Origin of the sequence: Pedobacter sp. P26 (genome assembly GCF_050632135.1) — a bacterium.
In the GTDB taxonomy this organism is placed as follows: Bacteria; Bacteroidota; Bacteroidia; order Sphingobacteriales; family Sphingobacteriaceae; genus Pedobacter.
The window spans coordinates 3,530,467-3,555,448 of the sequence record NZ_CP192574.1; the positions used below are offsets into that span (position 1 = coordinate 3,530,467).

Annotated in this window: 18 protein-coding genes, 1 tRNA gene and 3 pseudogenes; 11 read left to right on the forward strand and 11 right to left on the reverse strand. The window is 40.6% G+C overall.

Going from position 1 to position 24,982, the window contains the following annotated elements; all coding sequences use genetic code 11:
- The first annotated feature begins 415 nt into the window (after positions 1-415).
- Positions 416-1,105 (forward strand): hypothetical protein, encoded by a 690-nt coding sequence (locus tag ACQ86H_RS16425; RefSeq protein ID WP_431291765.1) that lies wholly within the window; start codon positions 416-418, stop codon positions 1,103-1,105.
- A 178-nt stretch (positions 1,106-1,283) separates the two neighbouring features.
- Here the strand turns inward: ACQ86H_RS16425 and ACQ86H_RS16430 are convergent, their stop codons facing one another.
- A complete protein-coding gene (locus tag ACQ86H_RS16430; RefSeq protein ID WP_431291766.1) occupies positions 1,284-2,972 on the reverse strand; it encodes a DUF6377 domain-containing protein in 1,689 nt (562 codons plus the stop codon).
- Positions 2,973-3,181: 209 nt separating this feature from the next.
- Here ACQ86H_RS16430 and ACQ86H_RS16435 point away from each other — a divergent pair, with 209 nt between their 5' ends.
- From ACQ86H_RS16435 to ACQ86H_RS16455, 5 genes and pseudogenes are all read left to right on the forward strand, one after another.
- Complete coding sequence (locus tag ACQ86H_RS16435) at positions 3,182-4,117, forward strand: glycoside hydrolase family 43 protein (RefSeq protein ID WP_431291767.1); 936 nt, start codon at positions 3,182-3,184, stop codon at positions 4,115-4,117.
- A gap of 489 nt (positions 4,118-4,606) precedes the next feature.
- Positions 4,607-7,626: pseudogene (locus tag ACQ86H_RS16440) on the forward strand (SusC/RagA family TonB-linked outer membrane protein).
- Between the two features lie 4 nt (positions 7,627-7,630).
- Complete coding sequence (locus ACQ86H_RS16445; RefSeq protein WP_431291768.1) at positions 7,631-9,484, forward strand: RagB/SusD family nutrient uptake outer membrane protein; 1,854 nt, start codon at positions 7,631-7,633, stop codon at positions 9,482-9,484.
- Between the two features lie 517 nt (positions 9,485-10,001).
- Positions 10,002-10,583 carry a Crp/Fnr family transcriptional regulator gene (locus ACQ86H_RS16450; protein WP_431291769.1) on the forward strand — a complete coding sequence of 194 codons (582 nt, stop codon included), beginning with the start codon at positions 10,002-10,004 and terminating at the stop codon, positions 10,581-10,583.
- Between the two features lie 98 nt (positions 10,584-10,681).
- Positions 10,682-11,749 (forward strand): SDR family oxidoreductase, encoded by a 1,068-nt coding sequence (locus ACQ86H_RS16455; protein WP_431291770.1) that lies wholly within the window; start codon positions 10,682-10,684, stop codon positions 11,747-11,749.
- A gap of 141 nt (positions 11,750-11,890) precedes the next feature.
- Here ACQ86H_RS16455 and ACQ86H_RS16460 read toward each other — a convergent pair.
- Positions 11,891-11,989: pseudogene (locus ACQ86H_RS16460) on the reverse strand (hypothetical protein); the annotation flags it as partial.
- 219 nt (positions 11,990-12,208) lie between these two features.
- On the opposite strand from ACQ86H_RS16460, the gene ACQ86H_RS16465 reads away from it, so the two are divergent.
- A tRNA-Arg gene (locus tag ACQ86H_RS16465) sits at positions 12,209-12,282 on the forward strand.
- A 132-nt stretch (positions 12,283-12,414) separates the two neighbouring features.
- On the opposite strand, the gene ACQ86H_RS16470 is transcribed toward ACQ86H_RS16465, so the two are convergent.
- From ACQ86H_RS16470 to ACQ86H_RS16495, 6 genes are all read right to left on the reverse strand, one after another.
- Positions 12,415-12,648: a hypothetical protein gene (locus ACQ86H_RS16470; RefSeq protein ID WP_138823802.1), complete on the reverse strand. Its 234-nt coding sequence runs from the start codon at positions 12,646-12,648 to the stop codon at positions 12,415-12,417.
- 224 nt (positions 12,649-12,872) lie between these two features.
- Positions 12,873-14,036 carry a mannonate dehydratase gene (gene uxuA / locus ACQ86H_RS16475; RefSeq protein WP_431291771.1) on the reverse strand — a complete coding sequence of 388 codons (1,164 nt, stop codon included), beginning with the start codon at positions 14,034-14,036 and terminating at the stop codon, positions 12,873-12,875.
- Positions 14,037-14,075: 39 nt separating this feature from the next.
- The gene (locus tag ACQ86H_RS16480; RefSeq protein WP_431291772.1) at positions 14,076-14,900 is read right to left on the reverse strand and encodes an SDR family oxidoreductase; all 825 of its coding nucleotides are present in this window, start codon (positions 14,898-14,900) and stop codon (positions 14,076-14,078) included.
- A 135-nt stretch (positions 14,901-15,035) separates the two neighbouring features.
- A complete protein-coding gene (locus tag ACQ86H_RS16485; protein ID WP_431295416.1) occupies positions 15,036-15,893 on the reverse strand; it encodes a glycoside hydrolase family 2 TIM barrel-domain containing protein in 858 nt (285 codons plus the stop codon).
- A 5-nt stretch (positions 15,894-15,898) separates the two neighbouring features.
- Positions 15,899-16,222, reverse strand: coding sequence for a hypothetical protein (locus tag ACQ86H_RS16490; RefSeq protein WP_431295417.1), 324 nt, complete (start codon positions 16,220-16,222; stop codon positions 15,899-15,901).
- Positions 16,223-16,242: 20 nt separating this feature from the next.
- Entirely contained in the window at positions 16,243-16,863 is a 621-nt protein-coding gene (locus ACQ86H_RS16495; protein ID WP_431291773.1) for a sugar-binding domain-containing protein, read from the reverse strand.
- A gap of 302 nt (positions 16,864-17,165) precedes the next feature.
- Between ACQ86H_RS16495 and ACQ86H_RS16500 the strand changes: the two genes are divergently transcribed.
- Entirely contained in the window at positions 17,166-18,134 is a 969-nt protein-coding gene (locus tag ACQ86H_RS16500; protein ID WP_431291774.1) for a LacI family DNA-binding transcriptional regulator, read from the forward strand.
- 148 nt (positions 18,135-18,282) lie between these two features.
- Here the strand turns inward: ACQ86H_RS16500 and ACQ86H_RS16505 are convergent, their stop codons facing one another.
- Positions 18,283-19,512 (reverse strand): MFS transporter, encoded by a 1,230-nt coding sequence (locus tag ACQ86H_RS16505; RefSeq protein ID WP_138823794.1) that lies wholly within the window; start codon positions 19,510-19,512, stop codon positions 18,283-18,285.
- Between the two features lie 170 nt (positions 19,513-19,682).
- Here ACQ86H_RS16505 and ACQ86H_RS16510 point away from each other — a divergent pair, with 170 nt between their 5' ends.
- On the forward strand, positions 19,683-20,126 hold the full coding sequence (locus tag ACQ86H_RS16510; RefSeq protein ID WP_138823792.1) for a MarR family winged helix-turn-helix transcriptional regulator: 444 nt from the start codon (positions 19,683-19,685) through the stop codon (positions 20,124-20,126).
- A gap of 46 nt (positions 20,127-20,172) precedes the next feature.
- The gene (locus ACQ86H_RS16515) at positions 20,173-21,009 is read left to right on the forward strand and encodes an MBL fold metallo-hydrolase (protein WP_431291775.1); all 837 of its coding nucleotides are present in this window, start codon (positions 20,173-20,175) and stop codon (positions 21,007-21,009) included.
- A gap of 347 nt (positions 21,010-21,356) precedes the next feature.
- On the opposite strand, the gene ACQ86H_RS16520 is transcribed toward ACQ86H_RS16515, so the two are convergent.
- Entirely contained in the window at positions 21,357-21,512 is a 156-nt protein-coding gene (locus tag ACQ86H_RS16520; RefSeq protein ID WP_431291776.1) for a hypothetical protein, read from the reverse strand.
- Positions 21,497-21,868, reverse strand: coding sequence for a glutathione peroxidase (locus ACQ86H_RS16525; RefSeq protein WP_431291777.1), 372 nt, complete (start codon positions 21,866-21,868; stop codon positions 21,497-21,499). Before ACQ86H_RS16525 ends, ACQ86H_RS16520 begins: the two co-directional genes overlap by 16 nt.
- 548 nt (positions 21,869-22,416) lie before the next feature.
- Between ACQ86H_RS16525 and topA the strand changes: the two are divergent.
- Positions 22,417-24,982, forward strand: a pseudogene (topA, locus tag ACQ86H_RS16530) (type I DNA topoisomerase).

Genomic DNA, 24,982 nt, shown 5'->3' on the forward strand with positions numbered 1-24,982 from the left:
TTTTACTTATGGTGTAATGTAAGGGGTGAACGTCCTGCACAGGAGAAAGCTTGAGCGCGTTAATTTAGATTGAGGGGTTAATTATGGATATAATTAATCCCCTTATTTTAAGTATCATAACTGATATGCCGTAGATAAAAGCCCGGAAAGTTTATATTAGATCAGTTTACTTTTGCCAGCAAGCTTATTCATTCCCGTAAATTGCTGATTATTTCTGAAGCGATCCCCAAAAAAATTAAAATTGTGCAATTTTAAGATGTAGTATCTTTAATGCTTATTGCGCAAGACATTCATTACGAAGGTTTAAATAAAAACCAGTCAAATTTTATTATTTTCCCTAATACTTTTCGAAGAATTATTGTTAATAAAGGTATCGCATAACCAGAATCAATATGCTAAAACGAACTTGAACTCCATGAATACAAAATATCAACTCCGCAGAGCCGAAACCTGGTTCTTGATCAGCTATTTCAGTTTATGGTTATTCATCTACCTGGCTTCACGTTTTATGTTCGAAATGACTGAAATCAAACTACAGTCGGGCCTGCTAAAATGGGTAGCGATAGGCATTTCACCTGTTGCCATATATGCTGCATTAAGAACCGGATTTGCTGAAAAGGCTAAATGGTATGGTTTTTTAGGCTATCTGTTGGGATATAGTGCCCTATTAACTTTTGCCACCCAATATATGGTTATACAAAGCAGCTTGCTTTGGGACTCGACTGTTAAGGAACAGACCCTTGCGACAGTACAGATCATCGAGGTAAGAAAAGTTTTCAAACGCAAACTAGGTTTTGACCATACCGAAGTAACAATTTTACGGAATGGGAAGTTCATGAAAATGGAAGCCAGGCCATACGCTTATTTTTATCTTAAAGATAAGAAGCAACTTGATATCAAAATAGGCTATTCAGAAATGGGAGAATATGTGACCAGCATCAGCAGCAGTACATTTGTAGAAAAAACGGTTGCGCGCTGGCTGCACCTGAAAGACATGGTTTACCGGATGCGCTGGTTCGTTGGCGTAATCATTATCATTGTTGCAGCAAGCTTGATTAAATCCATCTATTTTCCCGATAAACCTGGAGGGGAAAAAAGAAAATAAGTTTCTGGAAACAAATGGGCCTGGTAATGGCCATACTTTTCGCTATTGTACTTTTACTTTATGCGGGACTATGGATCTATGTCAGCTTTTTCGCAACCCGTTAAACGATACTGCAATAGCTCATAAATTAGCGTAATATCCTAAAGTGTTATTTACATATTTGGCACTTCCTGCTTCATCAGCGTTCATCTGTAAATTTAATTTCCATAATCTTTTCCTCAAACTGCTCCGGAGGCACCAATGCTTTTGCTTTCATACGAGCCTTATAGGTATACACCGTATTTACCGTATAATCCAGTATGCGGGCAATGGTTTCCGTATCGGTAACCCCTAAACGGATCAGTGCAAAAATACGGAGCGAGGCGGTGAGCATTTCCCCTTCCTTTAACTCAATCTGTTCATCGGTCCTTAAAAGTGCATTAAAAGAGGAAACAAAGTTCGGAAAAAGGGTCAGAAAAACGCTATCCAGGGTACTAAACAGCTGGGTTTTCTCTTTTTGTATGTGCACATTTCCCAGCACCTGGGTGGCATCCTGATATTTTCCTAATTTAATGTTGTGCTGCGCTTTGCGTTTTACTTTATCGAGCGTTTCGATGTAGGAAGAACAGGTTTTAAAAAACAGGCCAATGAGTTCTTCCTTGATTCGTGATGATTCCCACAATTTGCCATTTACATCTTCAAGTTCTGTATTCTTCTCTGTAATGATCAGATCGTTCTGTTCAATCCGGATCATCTGTTTGCGGAAAAGCACCAACTGGAAAAGCAATACAATGGCCACCAGAATAAACAGCACAATTCCAATCCAAAGCATTTCCTTTTCATGCTGTTTTTCCTCTATCAGCCTGCTTGCAATGAGCGGTAATACCGACTCGATCTGTGCTGCCCTGTTTCTGGTTCCATAAAAAGCGGCATTACCGAGCGCCTCCTGCATACATACATAAGCATCATCATTCCTGTTCATTTTAAACAGTTCCTGCCCCAGCAAAAATATGGCAAAGGTTTCCTTCGTTGCCGACCGGATATCGTTAATTGCCGCAAGCGTAAGCAACATCAATTTATCCTCGCCTGAATAGGCATGACTGATTCTGGTGGCGATGATCGCAATCTGGTGTTCGGATAGATCGTGATTCAACAAATAGCGGTAATAAAATGCTGCATCTGGCTGCTTAGTTTGCCCGGAGCCATGCAAAAAAGCAAGGTTAATGGTTTTTTCAAGTTCACTTGGGTCAATCAAACTCCCCGCCTTTTCAAATTCTTTTCGGGCAGCCTTACGGTAGCCCCTGGCATAATATGCATCATTATTGTAAGCCGCTATTTCATCGAAAAGCATGCCACGTAAATTTAGATAGTCAAAATGTAATTTACCTGGGCCGCCAATGGTATCTATTCCAGCAATTGTTTCAAAAGCCTCCTTATAAAAGCCCGACTTTACCAAAACTGTAGCTAGTCCCATCTGGCTTTGAATGAGGTATTGTTTATCGCTCAGCTGTTTTGAAAGCGCAATTAATTTATTAGCATTTGTAATAGCAGAATCAAAACGAAAAGAACTATACTCATTAAATAATGCAGATAACAATCTGTACCGCTCCAGATACCTGGGTGTGGCAATGGCCGAAAGCTGGTTACGCAGTCTGGCAATCTTTTGTTCTTTTTGCCGGATATAATTGTTTTCTGTTGAAAGTTCCAACCTGAGTACTTTCCATAAACTGTCCACTTTTGAAGTTTGCGCATGAACGGGAAACACATAAAGGAGCGGAATAATAAATGCAAAAATTTTCTTTATCATCAATAATGCTGTTGGCCTGCGGCTCTGTACATAAACATACAATAAATTATTATTTAAGTTAAAATGCTGTTTCCATATCATGTTCCAAAACTAGTAATGTAGTAGCTATCTCCCCTCGAACATTAAAAAAGTCTTGATTTTAAAAACACAAAATATTCATAAAACACTATATTTCAGATATTTATAATTTATCTGATTTTGATTTAAAGAAAAGCGGGCCTTGGATGGAAACGATACCGTTTTTTGATTGCTACTTTTGGCTAAACCAAATAACTATCATTTCAAACTTTATGAGAAACAGATTTTTTATCCTGATGGCTGCAGGGCTTCCGCTCTTCACCACAGCCTGTCAGAAAAGTTCTCAGGGAGATACTATTCTCACCACACAGGGCACGGTGGTGAAGTATTTTCAAAACCCATTGCTCAATGGCGATCATGCCGATCCTTTTGTAGCCCAGAAAAATGGAAACTATTATTTTCTTTCAACTAAAGGTAACCGTGTGGCAATAGCTAAAACAACGGCCATGTCGCAACTCGCTGCTGCTACTGAAACCACAGTTTGGACCCCACCTGAAAATACCGATCATTCTGCCGACCTATGGGCACCCGAGTTACATTTTTTAGCGGGAAAATGGTATATTTATGTTGCTGCAGCACAAAAGGGTGTAGATGATAGTAACCGCATGTTTGTGCTTGAAAATGATAACGCAGATCCTACCCAGGGTACCTGGAATTTCAAAGGTAAAATTGCCGATCCGGCAAATGATCAGTGGGCAATAGATGGTTCTGTGGTTACAGTAAGCAATAAAAACTATTTCGTCTGGTCGGGCTGGGAAAATCCAACAGAGAAATATAAACAATATATCTACCTCGCGCCCATGTTGAACCCCTGGACCATCAGCGGGCCGAGAATCAAGATCTCATCACCAACAAACGACTGGGAAAAATGGGAACCCGCTTTTCTTGGTGCAGGAGTAAACGAAGCACCGGTTATGCTACAACGCGACGCCAACAGCCCCTTATTTATCATTTTCTCGGCCAGCAGATACAGCAGTGACCATTACTGCCTGGCCCAGATCCAGTTGAAAACCGGCAGCGACCCCGCACTTGCAGAAAACTGGATCAACAAAAAACAGGTATTTGTAAAGAGTGATAAAAATGCGGTCTATGGGCCTGGACATAATGGTTTTTTACCAGTAGCCACACCGATAAAAACGGCACGGTGAAAACCGAAAACTGGTTTATCTATCACGCCCGCAACATGCCAAATGATCCCGGACAGGCCAGAACGACAAGAATGCAGCAGCTTTCCTGGAAGGCAGATGGATCACCTGATTTCGGAACCGCCAACAGTACGGGGATAAACCTCCCCTGTCCCATCAACGAACAATAGGCCAATGAATATAACCCCATCTTATACTGTGCCGCTAAAGCGGCAAGATGGGCACTGTTTAGCCTTTTTTATATCACTAACCGGATCAAATCATGTATGATGCCAAAAAAAACTTGATCAACAGAAAGACTGCCATCTATCTGTCAACCTATTTTAAACCACTAATTGAAAAAAAACTATTTAACCAGCTATGAGAAAACTTTTACACTACAATAAAGGAAGAGCTGCTGCCGGAAGCCTTGGTTTCCGTAAGGTGTTCTTCATCATGATGATCTGCTGTTGTTCTGCTGCCCTTGTGCATGCCAACACGGCTAAAAAGAATATGCCTGACATATTTTCTGTTAACTATGCATTGAGAGATATCGAAGTCAGAGGAACCGTAACCGACACCAGCGGGGTCGGCCTGCCCGGCGTAGTGGTTAGCATAAAAGGCCGCACTGGCTATGGTGTAGTTACCGACGTTAATGGTGGCTACCTGATCAAAGTTCCTGAAGATGCAACGCTGGTATATAGCATGGTGGGTTTTATCCGGCAGGAAGTCACCGTCAGTTCACGCGGATTTATTGCGGTTAAGCTGCGCCAGAACCAAGCCATGTTAGAAGATGTGGTGGTAGTAGGTTACGGTACCCAACAGAAAAATAATGTTACCGGTGCACTTACTTCGGTGAGCTCAAAAGAACTGTTGCGCACCCCAACCGCCAGTCTGACCAACAGCCTTGCCGGACGTTTACCCGGTCTTTTAACCATACAGAGCAGTGGCGAGCCCGGGGCCGACGGCTCTGCGCTTTACATCCGTGGGTTTGGTACCTACCAGGGCAAAAGCCCCCTGGTGTTGGTTGATGGGATTGAGAACAGTATTGATGGTATTGATGCGAACGATGTAGAAACGGTGAGCGTTTTAAAAGATGCAGCTGCCACAGCTGTTTACGGTATGAAGGGTGCAAATGGAGTTGTACTGGTTACGACTAAACGGGGAAAAACAGGTAAACCACTTATTTCACTTACCGCACAGACTTCGCAACAACGTCCGTTCAATATGCCAGAATACCTTGACTCATTCGATGCGCTAACCTTGTTTAGGGAAGCCCTGAATAATGACGGATTGAATGCCAACCTTTACACCGATGCCTACCTGAATAAATTCCGCGACCGCAGTAATCCAACCTATCAATACCTATATCCGAATGTGAACTGGACAGAAGAACTGATCAAGCCCTCATCCATGATGAGCCAGGCTAACCTCAATGTTAACGGAGGCTCTTCAACGGCCAGGTATTTTGTATCCATGGCCTATTTAAAACAGGATGGATTGTACAAATACGATGACCTCAATGCCTACAATATCAATGCAGTAATGAATAAATACAACTTCAGAAGCAACATTGATATTGATCTTTTGCCTACACTAAAGTTGGAGCTCAATCTTTCAGACATTGTTCGCGATCGAAACTATCCGACAGAAACGGCAAGCGCATTCTGGTCTGAAATACGCAATACACCAGCTTATCTTTATCCTTTAACAAATCCAAACGGTTCGGTGTCCGGGCAAAAAGATTCACCGGCCAATCCTTACGGCCGTTTAACTCAGTTTGGATATGGACGCTTTTTTGAAAATACCTTAAGCTCAATTATCGGATTTACCCTAAAATTGCCCTTTGTTACCGAAGGACTAAGTTTTAGAACACGCTTTGCTTACGATGCGCAGAACTTCAGAAACATTACCCGACAACGCAATTATTCTACCTACAGGTTTATCACGAACGAAAATGAAACGGACTTGAGCAAAGGCAGGTATGAAGAACTGACCACAGGTGATGGTTTGCTCGGTTTCGCCATCGCTGCCAACGGTAGCCGTAAATCGACCTTTGAAAGTTACCTGAACTATGACCGGACATTTGCGCAGAAAAATGTGGTTTCGGGGATGCTCCGGTATAACCAGTCGCAAAGTTTCCTGGCCACGGCCACGGCTGATGGCGCCATCGCTGCCTTACCCTATAAACAATTAGGAATAGTAGGTAGGGTTAATTATTCATTTGACAGGCGTTATGTGCTGGAATTCGATGCGGGCTATAATGGTTCAGAGAACTTTATGAAGGGGCGTCGCATGGGCTTTTCCCGGCGGCCTCTGCCGGATGGATCATATCTAACGAGCAGTTTATGAAAGATTCTAAAGTGGTAAGCCTATTGAAATTAAGGGGGTCTTATGGTATAGTAGGTGTTGATAACAGTGTTGGCCGCTTTGCCTACCTCAGTACCTGGCAAACCGGTAACGGCAGTGGCTACCGCTTCGGTCTGGCGGCAGATGGAGATGGCTACTCCGGTGCTCAGGAAAGTGCCACCGGGAATTCATTTCTCACCTGGGAACAGTCCAAAAAAACCAATATTGGTGTAGATTTCGAATTATTTAAAGGGCAGATCGCTTTTACCGGGGATGTTTTTACCGAAAGGCGCTCGCAGATCCTGACCACGGCAGCCATCATTCCAAATGTAACGGGTGTTCAAAATTTACCTGCCATCAATGCGGGTATTGTAGACAACAAAGGTTTTGAAGGGGAAATTACCTTCCGCAAACGTTTCGGCAGCCACAACCTGATGTTACGGGGCTCCTATTCTTATGCCACCAACCGGATACAATATGCTGCCGAGCCGATATATGCATTGCCATACCGGGGATTAAAAGGTACGCAGATCAATGAAGCTTACGGCCTCACTGCACTTGGCTTATTTAAAGATGCAGCAGATATTGCTGCAAGCCCTACCCAGCAATTTGGTGCCGTGCGCCCGGGTGATATCAAATACTTTGACCGAAACAATGACGGTGTGATTAATAGTCAGGATGAAGGTTATCTAGGCCAGGTAACCACCCCAAAATCAATTTTGGGTTTAACGGTGTCCTACACTTATCAAAACTTTGACCTGAATGTCCTTTTCCAGGGTGCTGCCGGAGGAAAACTCTGGTTAACCGGTACTTCCGCATGGGCTTTCGCCAGCAACAGCTCTGTGCTGGCCGACTATATGGACGGACGTTGGACCATCCAGAATCCTGACCCAAATGCCAAATGGCCAAGATTATCTTCATCCAACAATGTAAATAACAACCAAAACTCAACCTTCTGGCTTAGATCATCCAATTATGTAAGGCTTAAAAATGTGGAGGTAGGATACACATTGCCCAAAACCTGGATCAAAAAAATCGGACTCACCAATATCAGGGCCTTTGCCACCGGATCAAATATTTTTACCTGGTCTGAAATGAAGATTTTCGATCCGGAGCGAACCAATGGATTTGGAGACTATCCTCAAATGCGCGTAATCAACTTAGGAATAAATGCTTCATTGTAATCCCATGAAAAACATAATCAAGCTGCTTTTGGCAGCACTACTATTCAGTAGCACGTCCTGTAAAAAATACCTGGACGTTGTTCCCTCCGAATATTCGAGCGAAAATGATGTTTATAACAATATCAATCTGACAGAGCAGGCGTTGGCCCGTCTATACAACGCACTACCGAATGAGCTGACCTCACCCTTAACTGCTGCAACAGATGAAACCTACCACCACTGGTTCGATAATGGAGAGGCGGTAGATGCCTACAAATATAACCTTGGCGCATGGAGCACCAATGATAATCCGTATGGTAATTGGTCTGGCAAATACCAGGATATCCGCAGGGCCAATATCTTTATTAAACGCATAGACGCAGTTCCTGTACCGCTGGATCGGGAAAGTTATTATGCGATTTGGAAACCACGTTACAAAGCTGAGGCCCGTTTTCTTCGCGCTCAATTTTACTTTGAACTTTTTAAACGCTATGGAGCGGTTCCATTAATTACCAGCTCAAACGATGTAGACCCCGGGAACCTGGAAGATACCCAGGTAGCACGTAATTCGGTAGATGAGGTCGTAAATTTTATCACTTCAGAATGTGATGAAATTTCAGCTGCATTGCCACTCACTCAGGAAGCGGCACAAACCGGCCGCATTACCCGGGGCGCGGCACTGGCACTAAAAGCACGGACTTTGCTGTATGCAGCTAGCCCGCTATTTAATGGCAATCCCATTTACGCCAGTATAAAAAACAAAGATGGCAAAGTGCTCTTTAACAGTAGTTATGATAAAGAAAAATGGAAAAAGGCCGCAGACGCAGCAAAAGCGGTTATTGATTTGGGCATTTACAAACTGTATGCGCCTTTTCCAGATAATCCGGTACAAAATTATGCGGCACAGTTTTACACGCGCGATTATACCGAAACCATCCTGCAGCGCATCCTCAGTAATTCTACCGATATTGATGGTAATTATCTGCCCAATGGCTCCCCTTTTAAGGGAAATGGAAAACTTACCCCGTTACAGCAGTTTGTGGATGCTTATGAGATGAAAAATGGTTATCCGATTAACCAAACAGGTTCGGGCTACAGTACTACCGGGGTTTGGAGCGGGCAGTTATGGGATGGCCTGAAATTTCAAACGGTAAGTAATATATCCAACATGTACAAAGATCGCGACCCACGGTTTTATGCCAGTATCTTTTTCCAGTACGATGTATGGCGGTTCGACGCCACCAAGCGTCCGGTAAGACTGGCCTGGTATGGCGCCGGCAACGGCATAACAGATGGTTGGGCAACGGGCAAATCGGGTACAAATCCCTGGGGTTATAATGTCCGCAAGTTTTTGTCGCCCGGTTATGATAGAAATGCCAATTCAGGTACCGGCACGCGTAACTTTCCCATTTTCCGCCTGGCAGAAATATACCTGAACTATGCAGAAGCCATGAATGAATATCTTGATGCACCAGACCCCTCTGTTTATCAATACCTTAATCTGGTACGCAGTCGGGTGGCCATGCCCAACCTGCCCATTCTGCCTGCAGACAATACTAAAGGTGGTATGCGCAACCGGATCCAAAATGAACGCCGGGTAGAACTGGCATTTGAAAGCCACCGGTTCTGGGATGTAAGGCGCTGGCTAATTGCCAAAACAGTAGATAATGCCCCAGCATTAGGACTAAACGCCCGTCCTTCAGCAGCTGAACTGAGCAGTACAGGGCTGGATGTATCCAGCGAGGCGGCGGGGGTGGCTGTATTTTACAAAACCGTTACCTTGCAAAACCGTGTCTTTGCAGATAAACACTACCTGATGCCCATACCACAATCAGAAATTGATAAAGATCCAAACCTGGTTCAAAATTATGGCTGGTAAACCGACAAAAACCCGGAAGGGATAGTCGTTCCGGCAGCTCTCCAATGCATGCAGATGGTTCCTAAATCTGCATGCATTGTTTATTGTTACGATCCTCCCCTATATAATATCATGTTATCTATCATACAACATGGTGTTCAGGTCTGAAACGATCTATTTACTTCACTAAAATTTTTATTTGAGGCTGTTGAGTATCAGCACATACAATGATCAAGGTTAAACTTTGTACAAAGCTCAATCAAAGCTATTAATGCCAATTTTTGGAAACAATACCTTATTACCTGCTGGGTTATGATTAAGTTGTCCAATCCAGAAAACAATCTGATCTTTAAAAGATAAGGAATAGTCTTTTTGGGTATACTTTTGATAACCCGAATTTTAATACTTGTCATAACGATTCATTTTTGCATTGCTATTTCAGGACTAAACAATCATCACCGTCCTATTTAAATGCATCAATATTAAATCTGGCCGTTAATTTATTTTAAATTGCATTATTATTCATCTTAATTATTGAATGTTCGAAATTTTAATAAAACATATTCGTGATAAGGTTGATTTGAACCAAACGGATCTGATCTTGCTGAAAACTTTTTTTACGGGTAAAAGGCTCAAACGGAAAGCATTTTTGTTACGCGAAGGGGAAATCTGCAATCATCTCGCATTTGTAAGCAGCGGCATCCTAAAGTCATTTGTAAGCGATGAAAAGGGTCAGGACCGGATCAATCTTTTTGCTTTTGAAGGCTGGTGGATTTCTGATTTCAATAGCTTTATCAACAGGGAAAAAGCCCTGCTGAATATCAGTGCTATCGAAAATGCCGAATTGCTGCTCATCAGTTTTGATGACTATGAAGCATTAACGCTTCAGATTCCATTAATGGATCGCTATTTCAGAATCCTGTATCAAAATAGTCTGGTTACTAAAGATCGCCGGCTAATGATTTCGAATAAGTCTACTGCAATGGAAAAGTATCGCTCGCTGGTACACCATAATCCCGATATGGTTAAAAGAATACCACACACCCTTATTGCTTCCTATTTAGGATTAAGTCCGGAAACGGTTAGCAGGATAAGAAAAAAGCTATTATTTCATGAATAATTTTTCTATAATAAACTCTTGATCCTGGTCAAGTATTTTACCAAAGGTCTCTTCTTACTTTTGTGGTGATAAGAGAAATTTAACAAAAGGCATCAATTATGGAAAATATTGCATTGGTTGTGGGTTCAACCGGAATTACAGGAAGCAATCTTGCTGAGGAATTAATCGCACAAAACTGGACTACTTATGGTTTGGCAAGAAACCCCGGCATCCCTATTAAAGGGTTAAAAACTATTCAGGCTAATCTGCTAAATGAAGAAAGTTTATCTGTTGCACTAAAAGATGTTTGTCCTACTCACGTTTTATTTACCACCTGGATGAGGAAAGATAATGAAACAGAAAACATCATTGTTAACAGCACCATGGTAAGCAATCTGCTCAATGCCTTAGCTCCTAAAAAATCAGTTCGCCACGTGGCATTGGTTACCGGTTTAAAACATTATCTGGGCCCTTTTGAAGCCTATGCGAAAGCAGGAATATGGCCTGAAACACCGGTGAGGGAAGAACATCCCAGGTTAGCCTACCCCAATTTCTATTATGCTCAGGAAGATGCAGTGTATGAAGCGGCAAACAGGGACCATTTCACCTGGAGCATTCACCGGCCGCATACCGTTATAGGCTATGCCATCGGCAACCTGATGAACATGGGCATTACATTAGCTGTTTACGCAAGTATATGCAAAGAAACAGGTGCAAAATTTGTATGGCCAGGTTCAGCAGCCCAGTGGAATGGGATATCAGATGTGACTGATGCTAAAATATTGGCAAAACAGCTTATCTGGGCCTCTACTGCAGAAAATGCTAGAAATCAGGCGTTCAACATCACCAATGGAGATGTTTTTAGATGGAAATGGTTATGGGAAAAAATAGCAGCTTATTTCGGAATTGAAGCAGATGGTTACGACGGTTCCATCAGGCCGCTGGAAAAAGAAATGGCAGATAAAGAGGATATCTGGGGCCGGATGGCCGCTCAATACGGCCTGAAAGAAAGCAATCTTCACCGGTTGACTTCAGCCTGGCATACCGACCTCGATTTAGGAAGGCCGCTGGAAGTGATGACCGATATGTCTAAAAGCAGAAAATACGGTTTTACTGCTTTTGAAAGCACGGAAGATTCTTTTGTCAGCTTATTCCAGAAATTGAAACAGGAAAAGATTATACCTTAAAACCACAGCATACCAGCCTAATAAAGCCTACCGATTGGTATGGCGTTTTATTTTTACAGGATAAAATACCGTACAAAAAATTCAATACAGCGCTTTAGCAAATCTCAGGCCATCATATCGGTGAGCAATGCTGCTATACGCTTATCGCTCATTGCGGCCACCCATTCTTCTTTGGACTAGGATGGTGTAGGCCAGTTTTTCTTTCTGTCCACCGCTTGTTCCGCCTGAACATTCATAAAATTCCTTTTCCGTTCTATCCGAGCGGAAACGTTCGCTGGCGTTGAATTCAAAATAATCAGGTCTTTGAGGCCGAAAAACAAATTAATATGATGAAGATTCAATTTTAATTGCTTCGTTGTTAATTACTTATTTAAAATATAAAAAGTACATTCTAAATAGTTTAAAATATATTTTTACATATTAAATAGAACTTCTATATTTGCAGCTCATTAAAAATGAGCCTCGGTAGCTCAGTTGGATAGAGCAACGGTTTTCTAAACCGTGGGTCAGGGGTTCGAATCCCTTCCGGGGTACAAAAAAAGCTTTCAGTGAAAACTGGAAGCTTTTTCTTTTTCTAGACTTTGTTTAACTTTAACCAACAAATTGCAGTATAATTTTAAGTCTATTTTTTTTTATAGGAAATAACTATAAGTTTAACACCTAAATTAAGCGTCTTCCCCATTCCAGATATCATCATCTGCTTGCCTGATTTCGTCATGACTGGAGGTTATACTCTTTAATTCTTCGTGGTGATAGTTTCTTTCCGGATTTTCGGGCAATCCGCTATCGTGATCCAGCGGTACTTTCCTCAAATGTTCAGGCTTTTTAACCTCTGGTAAATCGTCATGCACAACAGAAGGCGTTAAAATTTTCTTCTTGGGATTATTGCTGTTTTCCATAATTTTAAGAGACTCAAATTTCAAGCCACAAGCAAAGGTGAGTTAAAATTTTGGCAATTGGGGTGTATTTATGGATAATAAGGATCAACGATAAGTGTTTGGCGGTTGGCGAAAAGCGGATACAAGAATGCGCACGAATAAATCAATGTTTATCTGTGCGCATTCTGGAAGACCCTAAAATGAATTCAGGGTGACGGCTGCTTATTTAGTTCCGATACTCTGGGTTAATAATTCCCTGTAACCCCGATTTCTAATCCCCTTAGTTCGGCCAAACCTCTTAACCTGCCGATAGCCGAATAACCCGGATTGGTTTCTTTTGCCAGGTCATCCAGCATCTGGTGACCATGATCCGGACGGAAAGGAATTGATTTATCTCGAAGTGCATTTTCTTCTGTTAATGCTTTCATGATTTCGTACATATTTACATCACCACCTAGATGATCTGCTTCATAAAAACTACCATCTTCATCTTTTTTAACATTACGTAAATGCGCAAAATACACCCGCTCTTTAACCGCATTGAAGATTTCTAATGCATTATTCCCCATACCGGCACCCAGAGAACCCGTACAGAAACAAACCCCGTTAAAAGCCTGGTCTACTCCTTTGATGATGTAATTAAAATCATCCAGTGTACTTGCTATCCTTGGTAAACCCAAAATCGCATAAGGAGGATCGTCCGGATGAATGGTCATTTTAATGCCTTCCTCTGTACAAACCTCAGCAATAGCAGATAAGAAAAATTTCAGATTTTCTTTTAAACCCTGTGTACCAATAGCTTTGTATTCATTAATACTGTTGCGCAAGGTCTCCAGTTCGATTTCTTTCTCGTTGGGGATCCCCATTAATACATTGATCCGAAGATTAACCAAATCCAGTTCTGATAAGGTAGCAAATTTAGCTGCAGCCCGATCTAAAATAGATTTCGAATAATCAGCTGCTGCACCTTCCCTCTTTAAAATATAAAGATCAAAAATAGCCAGATCGATCCAGTTAAAATAAAGCGCTTTCGATCCATCTGTCATTTCCAGGTCCAGTTGCGTACGTGTCCAGTCTAAAACCGGCATAAAATTATAACATACAATCTTAATTCCGCAGGACGACAGGTTACGCAAAGAGGTTTTATAATTCTCAATATACTGCCCGGCATCAGCCCTACGCGTTTTAATCGCCTCGTGTACGGGAACACTTTCTACAACTGACCAGGTTAAACCGGCAGCCTCAATAATGGCTTTTCTTTCCTGAATATCTTCCAATGGCCAAACTTCGCCATGTGCAATATGATGCAACGCAGTCACGATACCTGTAGCGCCTGCCTGCTTAACGTCTTGCAGGCTAACCGGATCGTTTGGCCCATACCAACGCCAGGTTTGTTCTAATTTTTTCATGATATATGATTACACTGATTTATATGATTACACAGATATTTAAACTCCGGAGAATGCAGTAAATCCTCCATCAACTTTAATATTTTCGCCGTTTACAAATTTAGAGGCGTCACTTAGCAAATACACCAATGCACCAATTAACTCTTCAGGAGCACCGAAACGTTTAAATGGTGTTTTATAAATAATGGCCTGCCCTCTTGCAGTTAAGCTACCATCTGCATTGGTCAGTAAAGCCCTGTTCTGGTTGGTGATAAAAAAGCCCGGAACAATTGAGTTGATCCTGATTTTATCCTGATAGCGGTTGGCCAGTTCTACAGCCATCCATTTGGTATAACAATCTATTGAAGTTTTGGCCAGTGAGTAACCCAATACGCGTGTAATGGCCTGATTAGCCGAAACAGATGAAATATTCACGATACTTCCCCCATTTTTTGCGATTTCTTTACCAAAAATCTGCGTAGGCAAAATGGTTCCAAATAAATTGAGGTCAAATGCCTGTTTCAGGGCCGGAATATTAAGATCAAAAATATCACTTCCTGGCTGAATCACAGCTTCCGCCACATTTCCACCTGCTGCATTTACCAGGGCATCTATGCGGCCAAATTCTTTGATAATGGTTTCATTCGCATCAAGCAGGTTCTGCTCATCCAATACATTAGCAATTATATAAATGGCTTTTCCTCCTGCATTTGTTACATCAGTAACCCTTTGTTTTGCAGCCTCTTCATTTCTTCCTATAACAACAATTACAGCACCAGCGGTACATAATCCATTTACAAAAGCCTCACCCAAAACACCCGTAGCACCTGTAACCACTACCACCTTGTTTTTTAACGAAAACAGGCCTTCTATTTCTTTTACCATTTATTTAGTTCTTTTATTTATTCTATACCCTTACAATGGCGTGTGTAAACTACTTGCTGTTGCAGTCTCACATTTATCCATAAATTATATTTTATAATCTGATGATCCGTTAATCAACAGATTATGGTTCTTTATTTATTTATATTTAACCTGCATCTGGTCATAAAAATCTTTTAATACATAAAACGCTTTCTTTTTCTTACCTGTTTCACTGATTAATCCTTTGCGGTTCCAGAAATTCTGATAAATTGGATGTTGTCTTCTTGGCGATCTGAAGTCGGTTAAAATCCATGGCGTCATCCCGCGTAAAGCACCGATTTTGCTCAACATCGTAATCTGGTTTTTATACAATGCCTCCTGGTACTCTTCGCTCCAGCGGGTATTTTCATCAGCATGGAACCCGCCTAGTGCGTCGCCACCAAATTCAGTCACTACCACAGGTTTTTTATATTTGATATCGAAATTGTATTTGGTAATTTCCGATGGATTACCTCCCCAGTACCAGCCGGCATATTCATTAAAACTAACCAGATCAATTTTTTCGCCCAAAGGATCGTTTAAAATGATCGTATTCCCTTCTCGGTGCACCTCTAAAGCAGCAGCCACCAAACGGGTATCATCTAACGTGTGGGCAGTTTCTGCCAGATTACTCATAAAACTTAAACGGGCATCACTAAGCGGGGTTTCATTCCCGATCGACCAAACGATTACACTGACCCTGTTTTTATCGCGTACAATTAAATCAGTCAATTGTTTTTTGGCATTGGCATAGGTTGCCGGGTTGGCCCAGCTAATGGTCCAGTAAACAGGCACTTCGGCCCAAACCAATAGTCCCATTTCATCGGCAAGGCGAATCATCTCCTCGTTATGCGGGTAATGTGCCAGCCGAACGTAGTTACAATTCATGTCTTTTGCCCATTGCAACATCATCCGCATATCCCCTTCTGAGCGTAATCGCCCGGCTAAAAGAGGGTTTTCATCATGAAGTGATATTCCTCTTAAAAAACAGACTTACCATTTAACAGGATGCTATCGCCATCAACCCGAATAGTCCTGAAACCAATTTTATCATTAATATTTTCTTTATCGGTTTTAATATTTACGGCATACAATTTTGGTGTTTCGGGCGACCATAAGCTTAAATTGTTCCAGGTAAACTCATCAGCAATTTTACCTTCGCCATCGGTTTTGTATTTCTTTTCGAGCTTAAGCTCAGGGATAGAAAGTGTGATTTCCTGTCCGGCAGTGGCATCGGCAAGTTTTACCGAAAAACTTAACAGGTTATTATTTCCTTTAACGAGCTGAAGTTTGTAATCACTGATAAAATGCTCAGGAAATTCTGCTAAAAAACATCACGTGTAATGCCTCCATAATTCCACCAATCGGTATTTACAGTGGGAATTTCATCCTGTTTACGGATATTATCAACTTTAAGCACCAGGGAGTTTTCGCCAGCTTTTAAATTATTGGTTACATCGAACTGAAAGGGCGTAAAACCACCTTTGTGTACCCCTAGTTTTTTACCGTTGAGATAAACATGGGCTTCGTAATTTACTGCACCAAAGTAAACGAAATATTTTTTCCCTTTTTCGGGTTTTGCATCAAACTTTTTACGGAGCCAAACATTGCCCTCGTAAAGCTCTAATTTTTCTGATTGCGAATTCCAATCACCTGGAACATTCATTTGAGGCGAATGATCGAAATCATACTCAATCAGCTCTGACTTATCTTTCTGAACTTTATCATCATAAAAGCCCCCGGATCCGGTTTTCGATTGATCGTATGGATCATGACGATAATCATAATAACCATTTTCGTAAGGATCGACAATATAATTCCATTTACCATTAAGACTCTGGATTTTCCGGCCCTGAATATTCTGTATAGCCGTAACCTGACCGTAACTGAATGATGAAAGAAGCGAAAAGCAGATTAAAAATACGCTATAGGTTGTTTTTAGCATAACTTAAGTTTTAATATTATTAATTGATCGTTTCAAAACTAACAATTAATTGCGGACGGTTTCTCTGTCGCTAGCCTAAATTTGAGCAAGATTCTGTTTTTGCTTGGTTTATATTGTGATAACGAATTTAGAAAAGCTTAACAGATTAAGTGGTTTTAAAAAGGCCAAAACGCGATAAAATCTACTGAAAATACATTTCAAACGTTTGAAATAATTGCTTTTTTCTTAATTATGTACTGAGATTGGAAAAGATGACGAACAATACCCCTGTTACACTGAAATTCCTGGCTGAGAAGTTAAAGATGTCAGTTTCAACAGTATCAAAAGCCCTTAACAATTACCCAACCATAAACGCATACACCAGGCAGCGTGTTCAGGAAATGGCACGCGATCTGCATTTTACGCCGAATAAATCAGCTATCAATTTAAAAGAAAAGAGATCGCGCATTATTGGCGTTATTTTACCCAATCTTTTAGATCACTTTTTTACCAGGAGTATTTATGGAATAGAGCAGTTTGCCACACAAAATGGATACAATGTGATTATCAGTCAATCTCACGATGAGCTGGAAAAAGAGATTCAATCTGCAAATATGCTGTTGCGGAGCCGGGTAGATGGCTTAATTGTGGCTATTTCGAAGTATACACAAGATTTTGCACACCTAAACCAGTTCGAAAACATAGGCATTCCGGTAGTATATTATACCCGGAACCCGAGTTTTAACCTCAACTGCCACAAAGTATTGTGCAATACTTTCCAGGGCTGTTACCAGGCTACCAAGTTTCTAATAGACAGGGGGCATCAGAAGATCGCTTATTTGGGTGGCCCCAAAATGATTAATTTCACGCACGATCGCTTTAATGGCTATATCAATGCCTTAAAGGATAAAGAGCTACCTTTTTCATCAGAATTAGTTGCTTATACCGATTTTGATAAGGAAAATACAATCTCGGCAATTAAGAATTTGTTCGTCTATCCGGAAAATAAACCCACTGCACTTGTGGCTTTTAAAGAACCTATCTTATTCGATGCGATCAAATACCTAAAATCCACCAACCACTTGAACACTAACAAATTGGAATGTATAGGATTTGGCAACACTTCTTTCATCAGTTATCTCGATTCACCCCCTATCGCCTCTGTTGAAGAAAACCCCGAATCGGTAGGTGAAAATGCAATTTCTTTATTGATACAATTGATTAACAAAGAAATTGATATTCATAATTACCAAAAAGTAATGGTCGATTGTAAGTTGATGGTGCACGGGTAAATGCGGGTAGTGTATAGCGGCTGGCGTTTTGCGCGCAACTTTATATCCACGCGATCGTCATGCTGAATTTATTTCAGCATCTTTATCTATTAAGACCCTGAAATAAATTCAGGGTGACGACCACTCACACAAAAAAACGGACGAAATATTAATTCAGCGACATCGCACTGCTATTCAATTGATTTCTATGTTTTTCATGATATACAAACGCAGCCACAATCAACAACCCTGCAACACCTTCAAAGGCGACTACAACCTGGGTACCAAAAATATGCGCCAAATAACCCATCAATAAACTTCCGATCGGCAATACCCCCTGGTAAGCCATAATATAATAACTTAAAGTCCTGCCCCGCATGACATCATCGGCGTGGGTTTGCAAATAGGTATTAATAGATGAAGTTTGCGCCATTAAGCCTAAGGCAGCCATACTGGTGCAAATTAAAGCCATAATAAGTGATGGGGATATAGCCAGCGCCACAACAGAAATAGCCAGCAGCACACCCGACATCATAACAATTTTCTGTAGATTCTGACCCGCCTTTAAAGTAGCCATATAAATTGCCCCGAAGAAGGCCCCTAGCCCTGCAGCACTTTCAAACCAGCCAAATGTTGTGGCATTTCCATTAAAAATATCTTTTGCAAAAACAGGCAACAAAGTAGTAAAAGGGATTACCAATAAACTCGATGCGGCCATCATTAATACCATAGAGGCCAAATCCGGAGATGATTTAAGATAATCGTAGCCTTTTTTCAGGTCTATCCAGATATTTTCTGTCGATTTTTGATGCCTGGTGAGTTTCAGTTTCATCATAACCAAACAACCTAATACAGCAATAAAGCTTACGAAATTGATCAGGAAACAGATATCTTCACCCCAGGTACTTAAAATTATTCCTGCCAATGCCGGCCCGATCAACCTTGCCGCATTAAACATTGAAGAATTGAGGGCTATGGCATTGGGCAAATCTTCTTTATCATCAATTAAATTTACCATTAACGATTGTCGGGCGGTAACATCAAAAGCATTTACCAGGCCCTGAACCAGCGCAAGTGCTGCAATCCAGAACATATCGTACACCTTAAACCAGATCATTAAAGCCAGAGCACCAGCCTGAAGCATCAGTATGACCTGGGTAATCACTAAAATCTTATACTTGTTATGCCTGTCAACATAGCTCCCTGCATAAGGCGCCAGTACCAGCGAAGGGATTAAACTTAAAAAAGTAATCAGTCCCAATAAAAATGCCGAACCTGTTAAACGGTAAACCAACCAACTAATGGCAACACGCTGCATCCAAGTACCTATTAATGAAATGGCCTGGCCTGTAAAAAATAACCTGTAATTGTAATGTCTTAACGAACGAAAAATACTCATAATCAAAATAGTAAAGTAACTTTACAAAAGTATAAATTCCTAATTAAACTGCAAAACAAAAAGCACGTCTTTTTATCACGCTATCATCATAATTCACACACCTAATAAAAGCTCTTTAGTTCATCTATAGAAATAAAACCTTATATTTGTAAAGTTTATTTACCAATAATATGCCTACTCAAACACAAGAGATTGCCGCAAAATTAAGAAGCACCGTTACCCGCTTAACCAGGGAGTTACGCAAGCAAAATGTAAGTTCAGACTTTAGTAACGCTGAATTACTGACCATGTCGTTATTGGAACAACATGGCAAAATGCTTTCTACAGAACTGGCAGACATGGAAAGAGTATCCAAACAAGCCATTTCGCAGATCATTAACCGCCTGTTTGATGCTAAATGTGTAGAGCGCTTTCCAAGTGAAGAGGACAAACGAAAGGTTTTTATCGGCTTAACCAAACTTGGCGAAAAACATATTGTTGCAAGTAGAAAAATAAAAGAAGAATGGCTGGTACAAACCATGGAAAAAATCTTTTCTTCTGAAGAAATCAACCTCATCCAGGCTTTTTTACCCTTGCTTTCGCGTTTAGTAGAACACAATGGTGTCAGAGTATAATTTTCTTTTTTGCTTCGCCAAATAAGCCTTATCTTGCAACCTCAAAATGGCTTTATATTTTACATCAATCAATTCAGGCAGTAATGGCAATTGTTACTATATAGGTAATGATAATGAAGCTGTTTTGGTTGATATCGGCCTAACCTGCAAAGAGGTTGAAACCCGGATGAACCGTTTGGGTTTGCCTGTAAGCAAAGTAAAAGCTGTTTTTATCTCGCACGAACATAGCGACCATATTAAAGGGTTAGCTGTTTTTGCTAAAAAATATAAACTCCCGGTCTACATCAGTACAGCTACCTTAAAAAGCAGCCGGCTTCTTTTGGATGCAAACAATACCTTTTCATTAAACCATCAACAACATATTCATATTGGCAACTTAAAGATTACCGCCTTTTCTAAATTTCACGATGCCGCTGATCCTTATAGTTTTACTATTGAATGTAATGAAGTAAGAGTTGGGGTTTTTACAGATATTGGCTCAGTATGCGATCGTTTAATTAGCCATTTCAAAAACTGTCATGCCGCTTTCTTAGAAGCCAATTATGATGCAGCGATGCTAGAGCGTGGTAAATATCCTTATTTTTTGAAAAGAAGGATTACAGGTGGCCATGGCCACCTGAGCAATGCACAGGCACTGGAACTTTTCATTAATCACAAAGCGCCATACATGAGCCATCTCTTACTGAGTCACTTATCAAAAGATAATAATAACGCAGAGTTGGTTGAAAATCTTTTTAAACATGTGGCCGGTGATACTCTTGTAAAAGTAGCTTCGAGACATGAGGAAACAGCGCTTTATTACGTTAGCAATAGGCAAAATATGCCTGAAGTTTACAGCTTCGACCCCAACCTATACCAACCCGAGCAGCTTAACCTGTTTTAACATCTCAGCGTCAAAAATATCCCACCTTTTTCCATCAATTTGGTTACAGTATCGCCGATTTTACGTCATAAATAGTGATTGATCTGCTAACGCAATATTATCAACCAATAAATTTATTTTTTTCAAAAACTTTTTAGCTAAACAGGCGTTTTATTTAAACTTCATAAATAGTTTGTTTGGTTTATTGGGGCTTATGGATTTAAGCCCCTTTCTCTTGCCCAAAATTCTCCAATCTCTCCTATATTGTGTATAAAAAAAGGCAAAATGGCTATACCACTTTACCTTTTAAATAATTTGCAGAAGAAAGAGATTCATCTCCCCTCTTACATGATCCATTTTACATCCTTTTACAGGTTTTTTACGATCGCTTCGTCAGTAGGTTTTGTTTTAGAACGGAAACGGTGTACCAATTCTCCTTTTTCGTTGATTAGAAATTTCTCAAAATTCCATTTAATATCGCCTTGTTCTTCTGTATTGGTCTGAGAAGTTAAATACTTAAACAAAGGACTGATATCATCGCCTTTAACACTGCTTTTTCTGCAAGCAAAAACGAAACATTATACTTCCCGGTACAAAACTCTTTAATTTCTGCATTGGTAGAAAATTCCTGTCCGCCAAAATTACCCGCCGGGAAACCGATTAATACGACCTTTTTACCATATTGTTTCTGAAGTTTTTCTAAATCTTCATACTGTGGTGTAAAACCGCATTTAGATGCTGTGTTAACAATTAGGATTTTTTTGCCTTTAAATTTAGAAAGCTTAATTTCCTTACCATCAATGGTTTTAAAGCTGAAATCGTAAACATTTTTTGGTGGAGATGCCAATAAGTTTAATAGGATTAGAATAGTGCTGATCATCGTTGTTTTTATTTTATATACGAATATAGGTACAAATCGGTTGTCCTGATGTAATGTGGCTGTAAATTATGTAATATCCATAATTAAAACACCTAAGGTATTGCCATTGAGGCAGCTATTTATCATAAATCATTATTTCTTTTGATCGGGAAATGAGCGCGCAGTAGTTCCTCGCAGTTGTAGCCCTGCTATCGCTTATAGTCCTCGCTGCGCTGTGGGCTATTCCGCTCTATCCGGTTTAATTAACAAAGTCTGTTCTTATCGCTTCATACTAGCAAAATGCTATTAAAACCTGAATAGCAGCATCAGCCAAGCCAACTAAACCCGACCGAAGTGAGATGCCGATTTTTCATCGGCAGAAACGGGGCGGGCCCAACCTCAACCTAACAGCATTGTTATTGCTTTTCAAAAAAAAGATTAAAACCCCATTAAAATCGGACTATAAACCAACATATTTATCACTTACTTAATAAAAAAAATGTATTAAATTCTCCTCAGGTTTGGATTTATGCTTTAATTATAGCTTTATTTGCACAAAAACGTATTTCATGGCCAAAAATTTATTAATCGTCGAGTCACCCGCAAAAGCTAAAACTATAGAAGGCTATTTAGGCAAAGATTTCCTTGTGAAATCTAGCTATGGCCACATCCGTGATTTAGTTAAAGGCGATATGGCGATTGATATTAAGAACAATTTTGCCCAAACCTACGAGGTTCCCGCCGACAAGAAAAATGTTGTCGCCGAATTAAAAAAACTAGCTAAAGAGGCCGAAATGGTATGGCTGGCATCCGATGAGGACCGCGAGGGAGAAGCCATCTCCTGGCACTTATTTGAAACTTTAGGCCTGAAAGTAGAGAAAACAAAACGTATTGTATTTCATGAAATTACCAAACCTGCAATTCTAAAAGCAATCGATAGTCCCCGTGGGATTGATTATAATCTGGTAAATGCTCAACAGGCTCGCCGTGTATTGGATCGTTTGGTGGGTTTTGAACTTTCTCCTGTATTATGGAAAAAAATAAAACCATCCCTTTCTGCAGGCCGTGTACAATCCGTGAGCCGTACGTTTAATTGTGGATAGAGAACGCGAAGTTTTAAACTTTAATGCAGCCCCTGCTTATAAAATTACTGCACAGTTTTCTACCGGAAAAGGAAAAGAAATGGTGAAGGCAGAATTGCCACAACGTTTTGAAAGTGAATCGGATGCCGAAAAATTTCTTCAGGATTGTGTAAATGCTAAATTCGATATCACGAGTTTAGAAACCCGTCCGGCAAAGCGCAATCCGGCCGCTCCTTTTACCACTTCTACCCTGCAACAGGAAGCTTCCAGAAAATTAGGTTTTTCGGTTGCGAGAACCATGCAGGTGGCGCAAAGGCTGTACGAAGCGGGTAAGATTACCTACATGAGAACAGACTCTGTAAATTTATCAGAAACCGCATTAAATGCTGCTGCTGCCGAGATTAAATCTGCTTATGGAGATAAATACCACCAACACCGCGTTTATAAAACCAAATCGGCTGGTGCGCAAGAAGCTCACGAAGCCATCCGCCCGACATATTTCGACAGACATACCGTAGATGGAGATATTTCAGAAAAACGTTTATACGATTTGATCTGGAAACGTTCCATTGCTTCGCAAATGAGTGAAGCTTTGTTTGAAAAGACAACCGCACAGATTACCGCTTCAACCAGAAAAGAACATTTAGTGGCAGAAGGTGAAGTATTAAAGTTCGATGGTTTCTTAAAAGTTTACCTGGAATCTACGGATGATGAAGAAAACGAAGAAAAAGAAGGTGGTGCAATTTTACCTCCTTTAAGTAAGGGGCAGGAATTATTTTTAAAAGAAATGCAGGCCACGGAGCGTTATTCGCGCCCGCCAGCCAGATATACAGAAGCCAGTTTGGTTAAAAAACTGGAAGAACTGGGCATTGGCCGCCCGTCTACTTATGCACCAACTATTTCTACCGTACAAAACCGTGGTTATGTGGTTAAAGAAGATAGAGACGGCAAACAACGAAAGTTTACTGCTTTTGTTTTAGCTGGTGGACAGGTAAAAAAAGAAATTAAATCGGAAATTACCGGTGCAGAAAAATCGAAACTTTTCCCTACTGATATAGGTGAAGTAGTGAACGATTTCTTAGTAGAACATTTTAAAGGTATTGTAGATTTTAACTTTACGGCCAAGGTAGAAAAGGAATTTGACGAAATTGCGCAAGGTTTACAAGAGTGGACCAAAATGCTGCATTCTTTTTATAATCCTTTCCATAGCGAAGTTGAAACCACTTTAGAAACTGCCGAACGTGCTACAGGTGAGCGTTTATTGGGATTAGATCCGGCAACTGGTAAAAATGTATATACTAAGGTTGGTAAATTTGGCCCATTGGTTCAGATTGGAGAATTGGATGAAGAGGAAAAACCCCGGTATGCCAGCTTAATGCGCACACAATCTGTTGCAACCATTACTTTAGATGAAGCGCTTGAACTATTTAAACTTCCTTTCCAGCTTCCTGATTTTGAAGGTAAGGAAGTAATGATTGGGGTTGGCCGTTTTGGTCCTTATGTAAAGTGGGGCGAAAGTTTTATTTCTCTTCCTAAAAACGAAGAGCCGCTATCGGTAACTTACGAAAGAGCAGTTGAAATTATCAGAGAGAAAATGGATGCTGATGCGCCGATTGCTTTTTACGAAGGTTTAGGGGTAACAAAAGGAAAAGGCCGTTTTGGTCCGTTTATCAAATGGAACGATCTTTTTATCAATATTCCGGCAAAAGGATATGATTTCGACAATTTAACACAAGAAGATATTAATACCTTAATCGGCAAAAAAGTAGAAAAAGAAGCCAACAGGTACATTAAAACCTGGGATGCTGAAAAAATCTCTATTGAGAATGGCCGTTGGGGACCGTTTATCCGTTTTGGTAAACTGATGCTCAAATTAAGGAATAACGAGGCGACCAAGCAGAAATATACACCAGAAGAACTGGCAGACATTGATTTGGAAACGGTGAAGAAAATGATTGTGGAACAGGTACCTAATGCTTTTGAAACGAAGAAAAAAGCACCTGCAAAGAAAAAAGCAGCGCCGGCAAAAAAGGCTGTAGCGAAGAAGAATTAA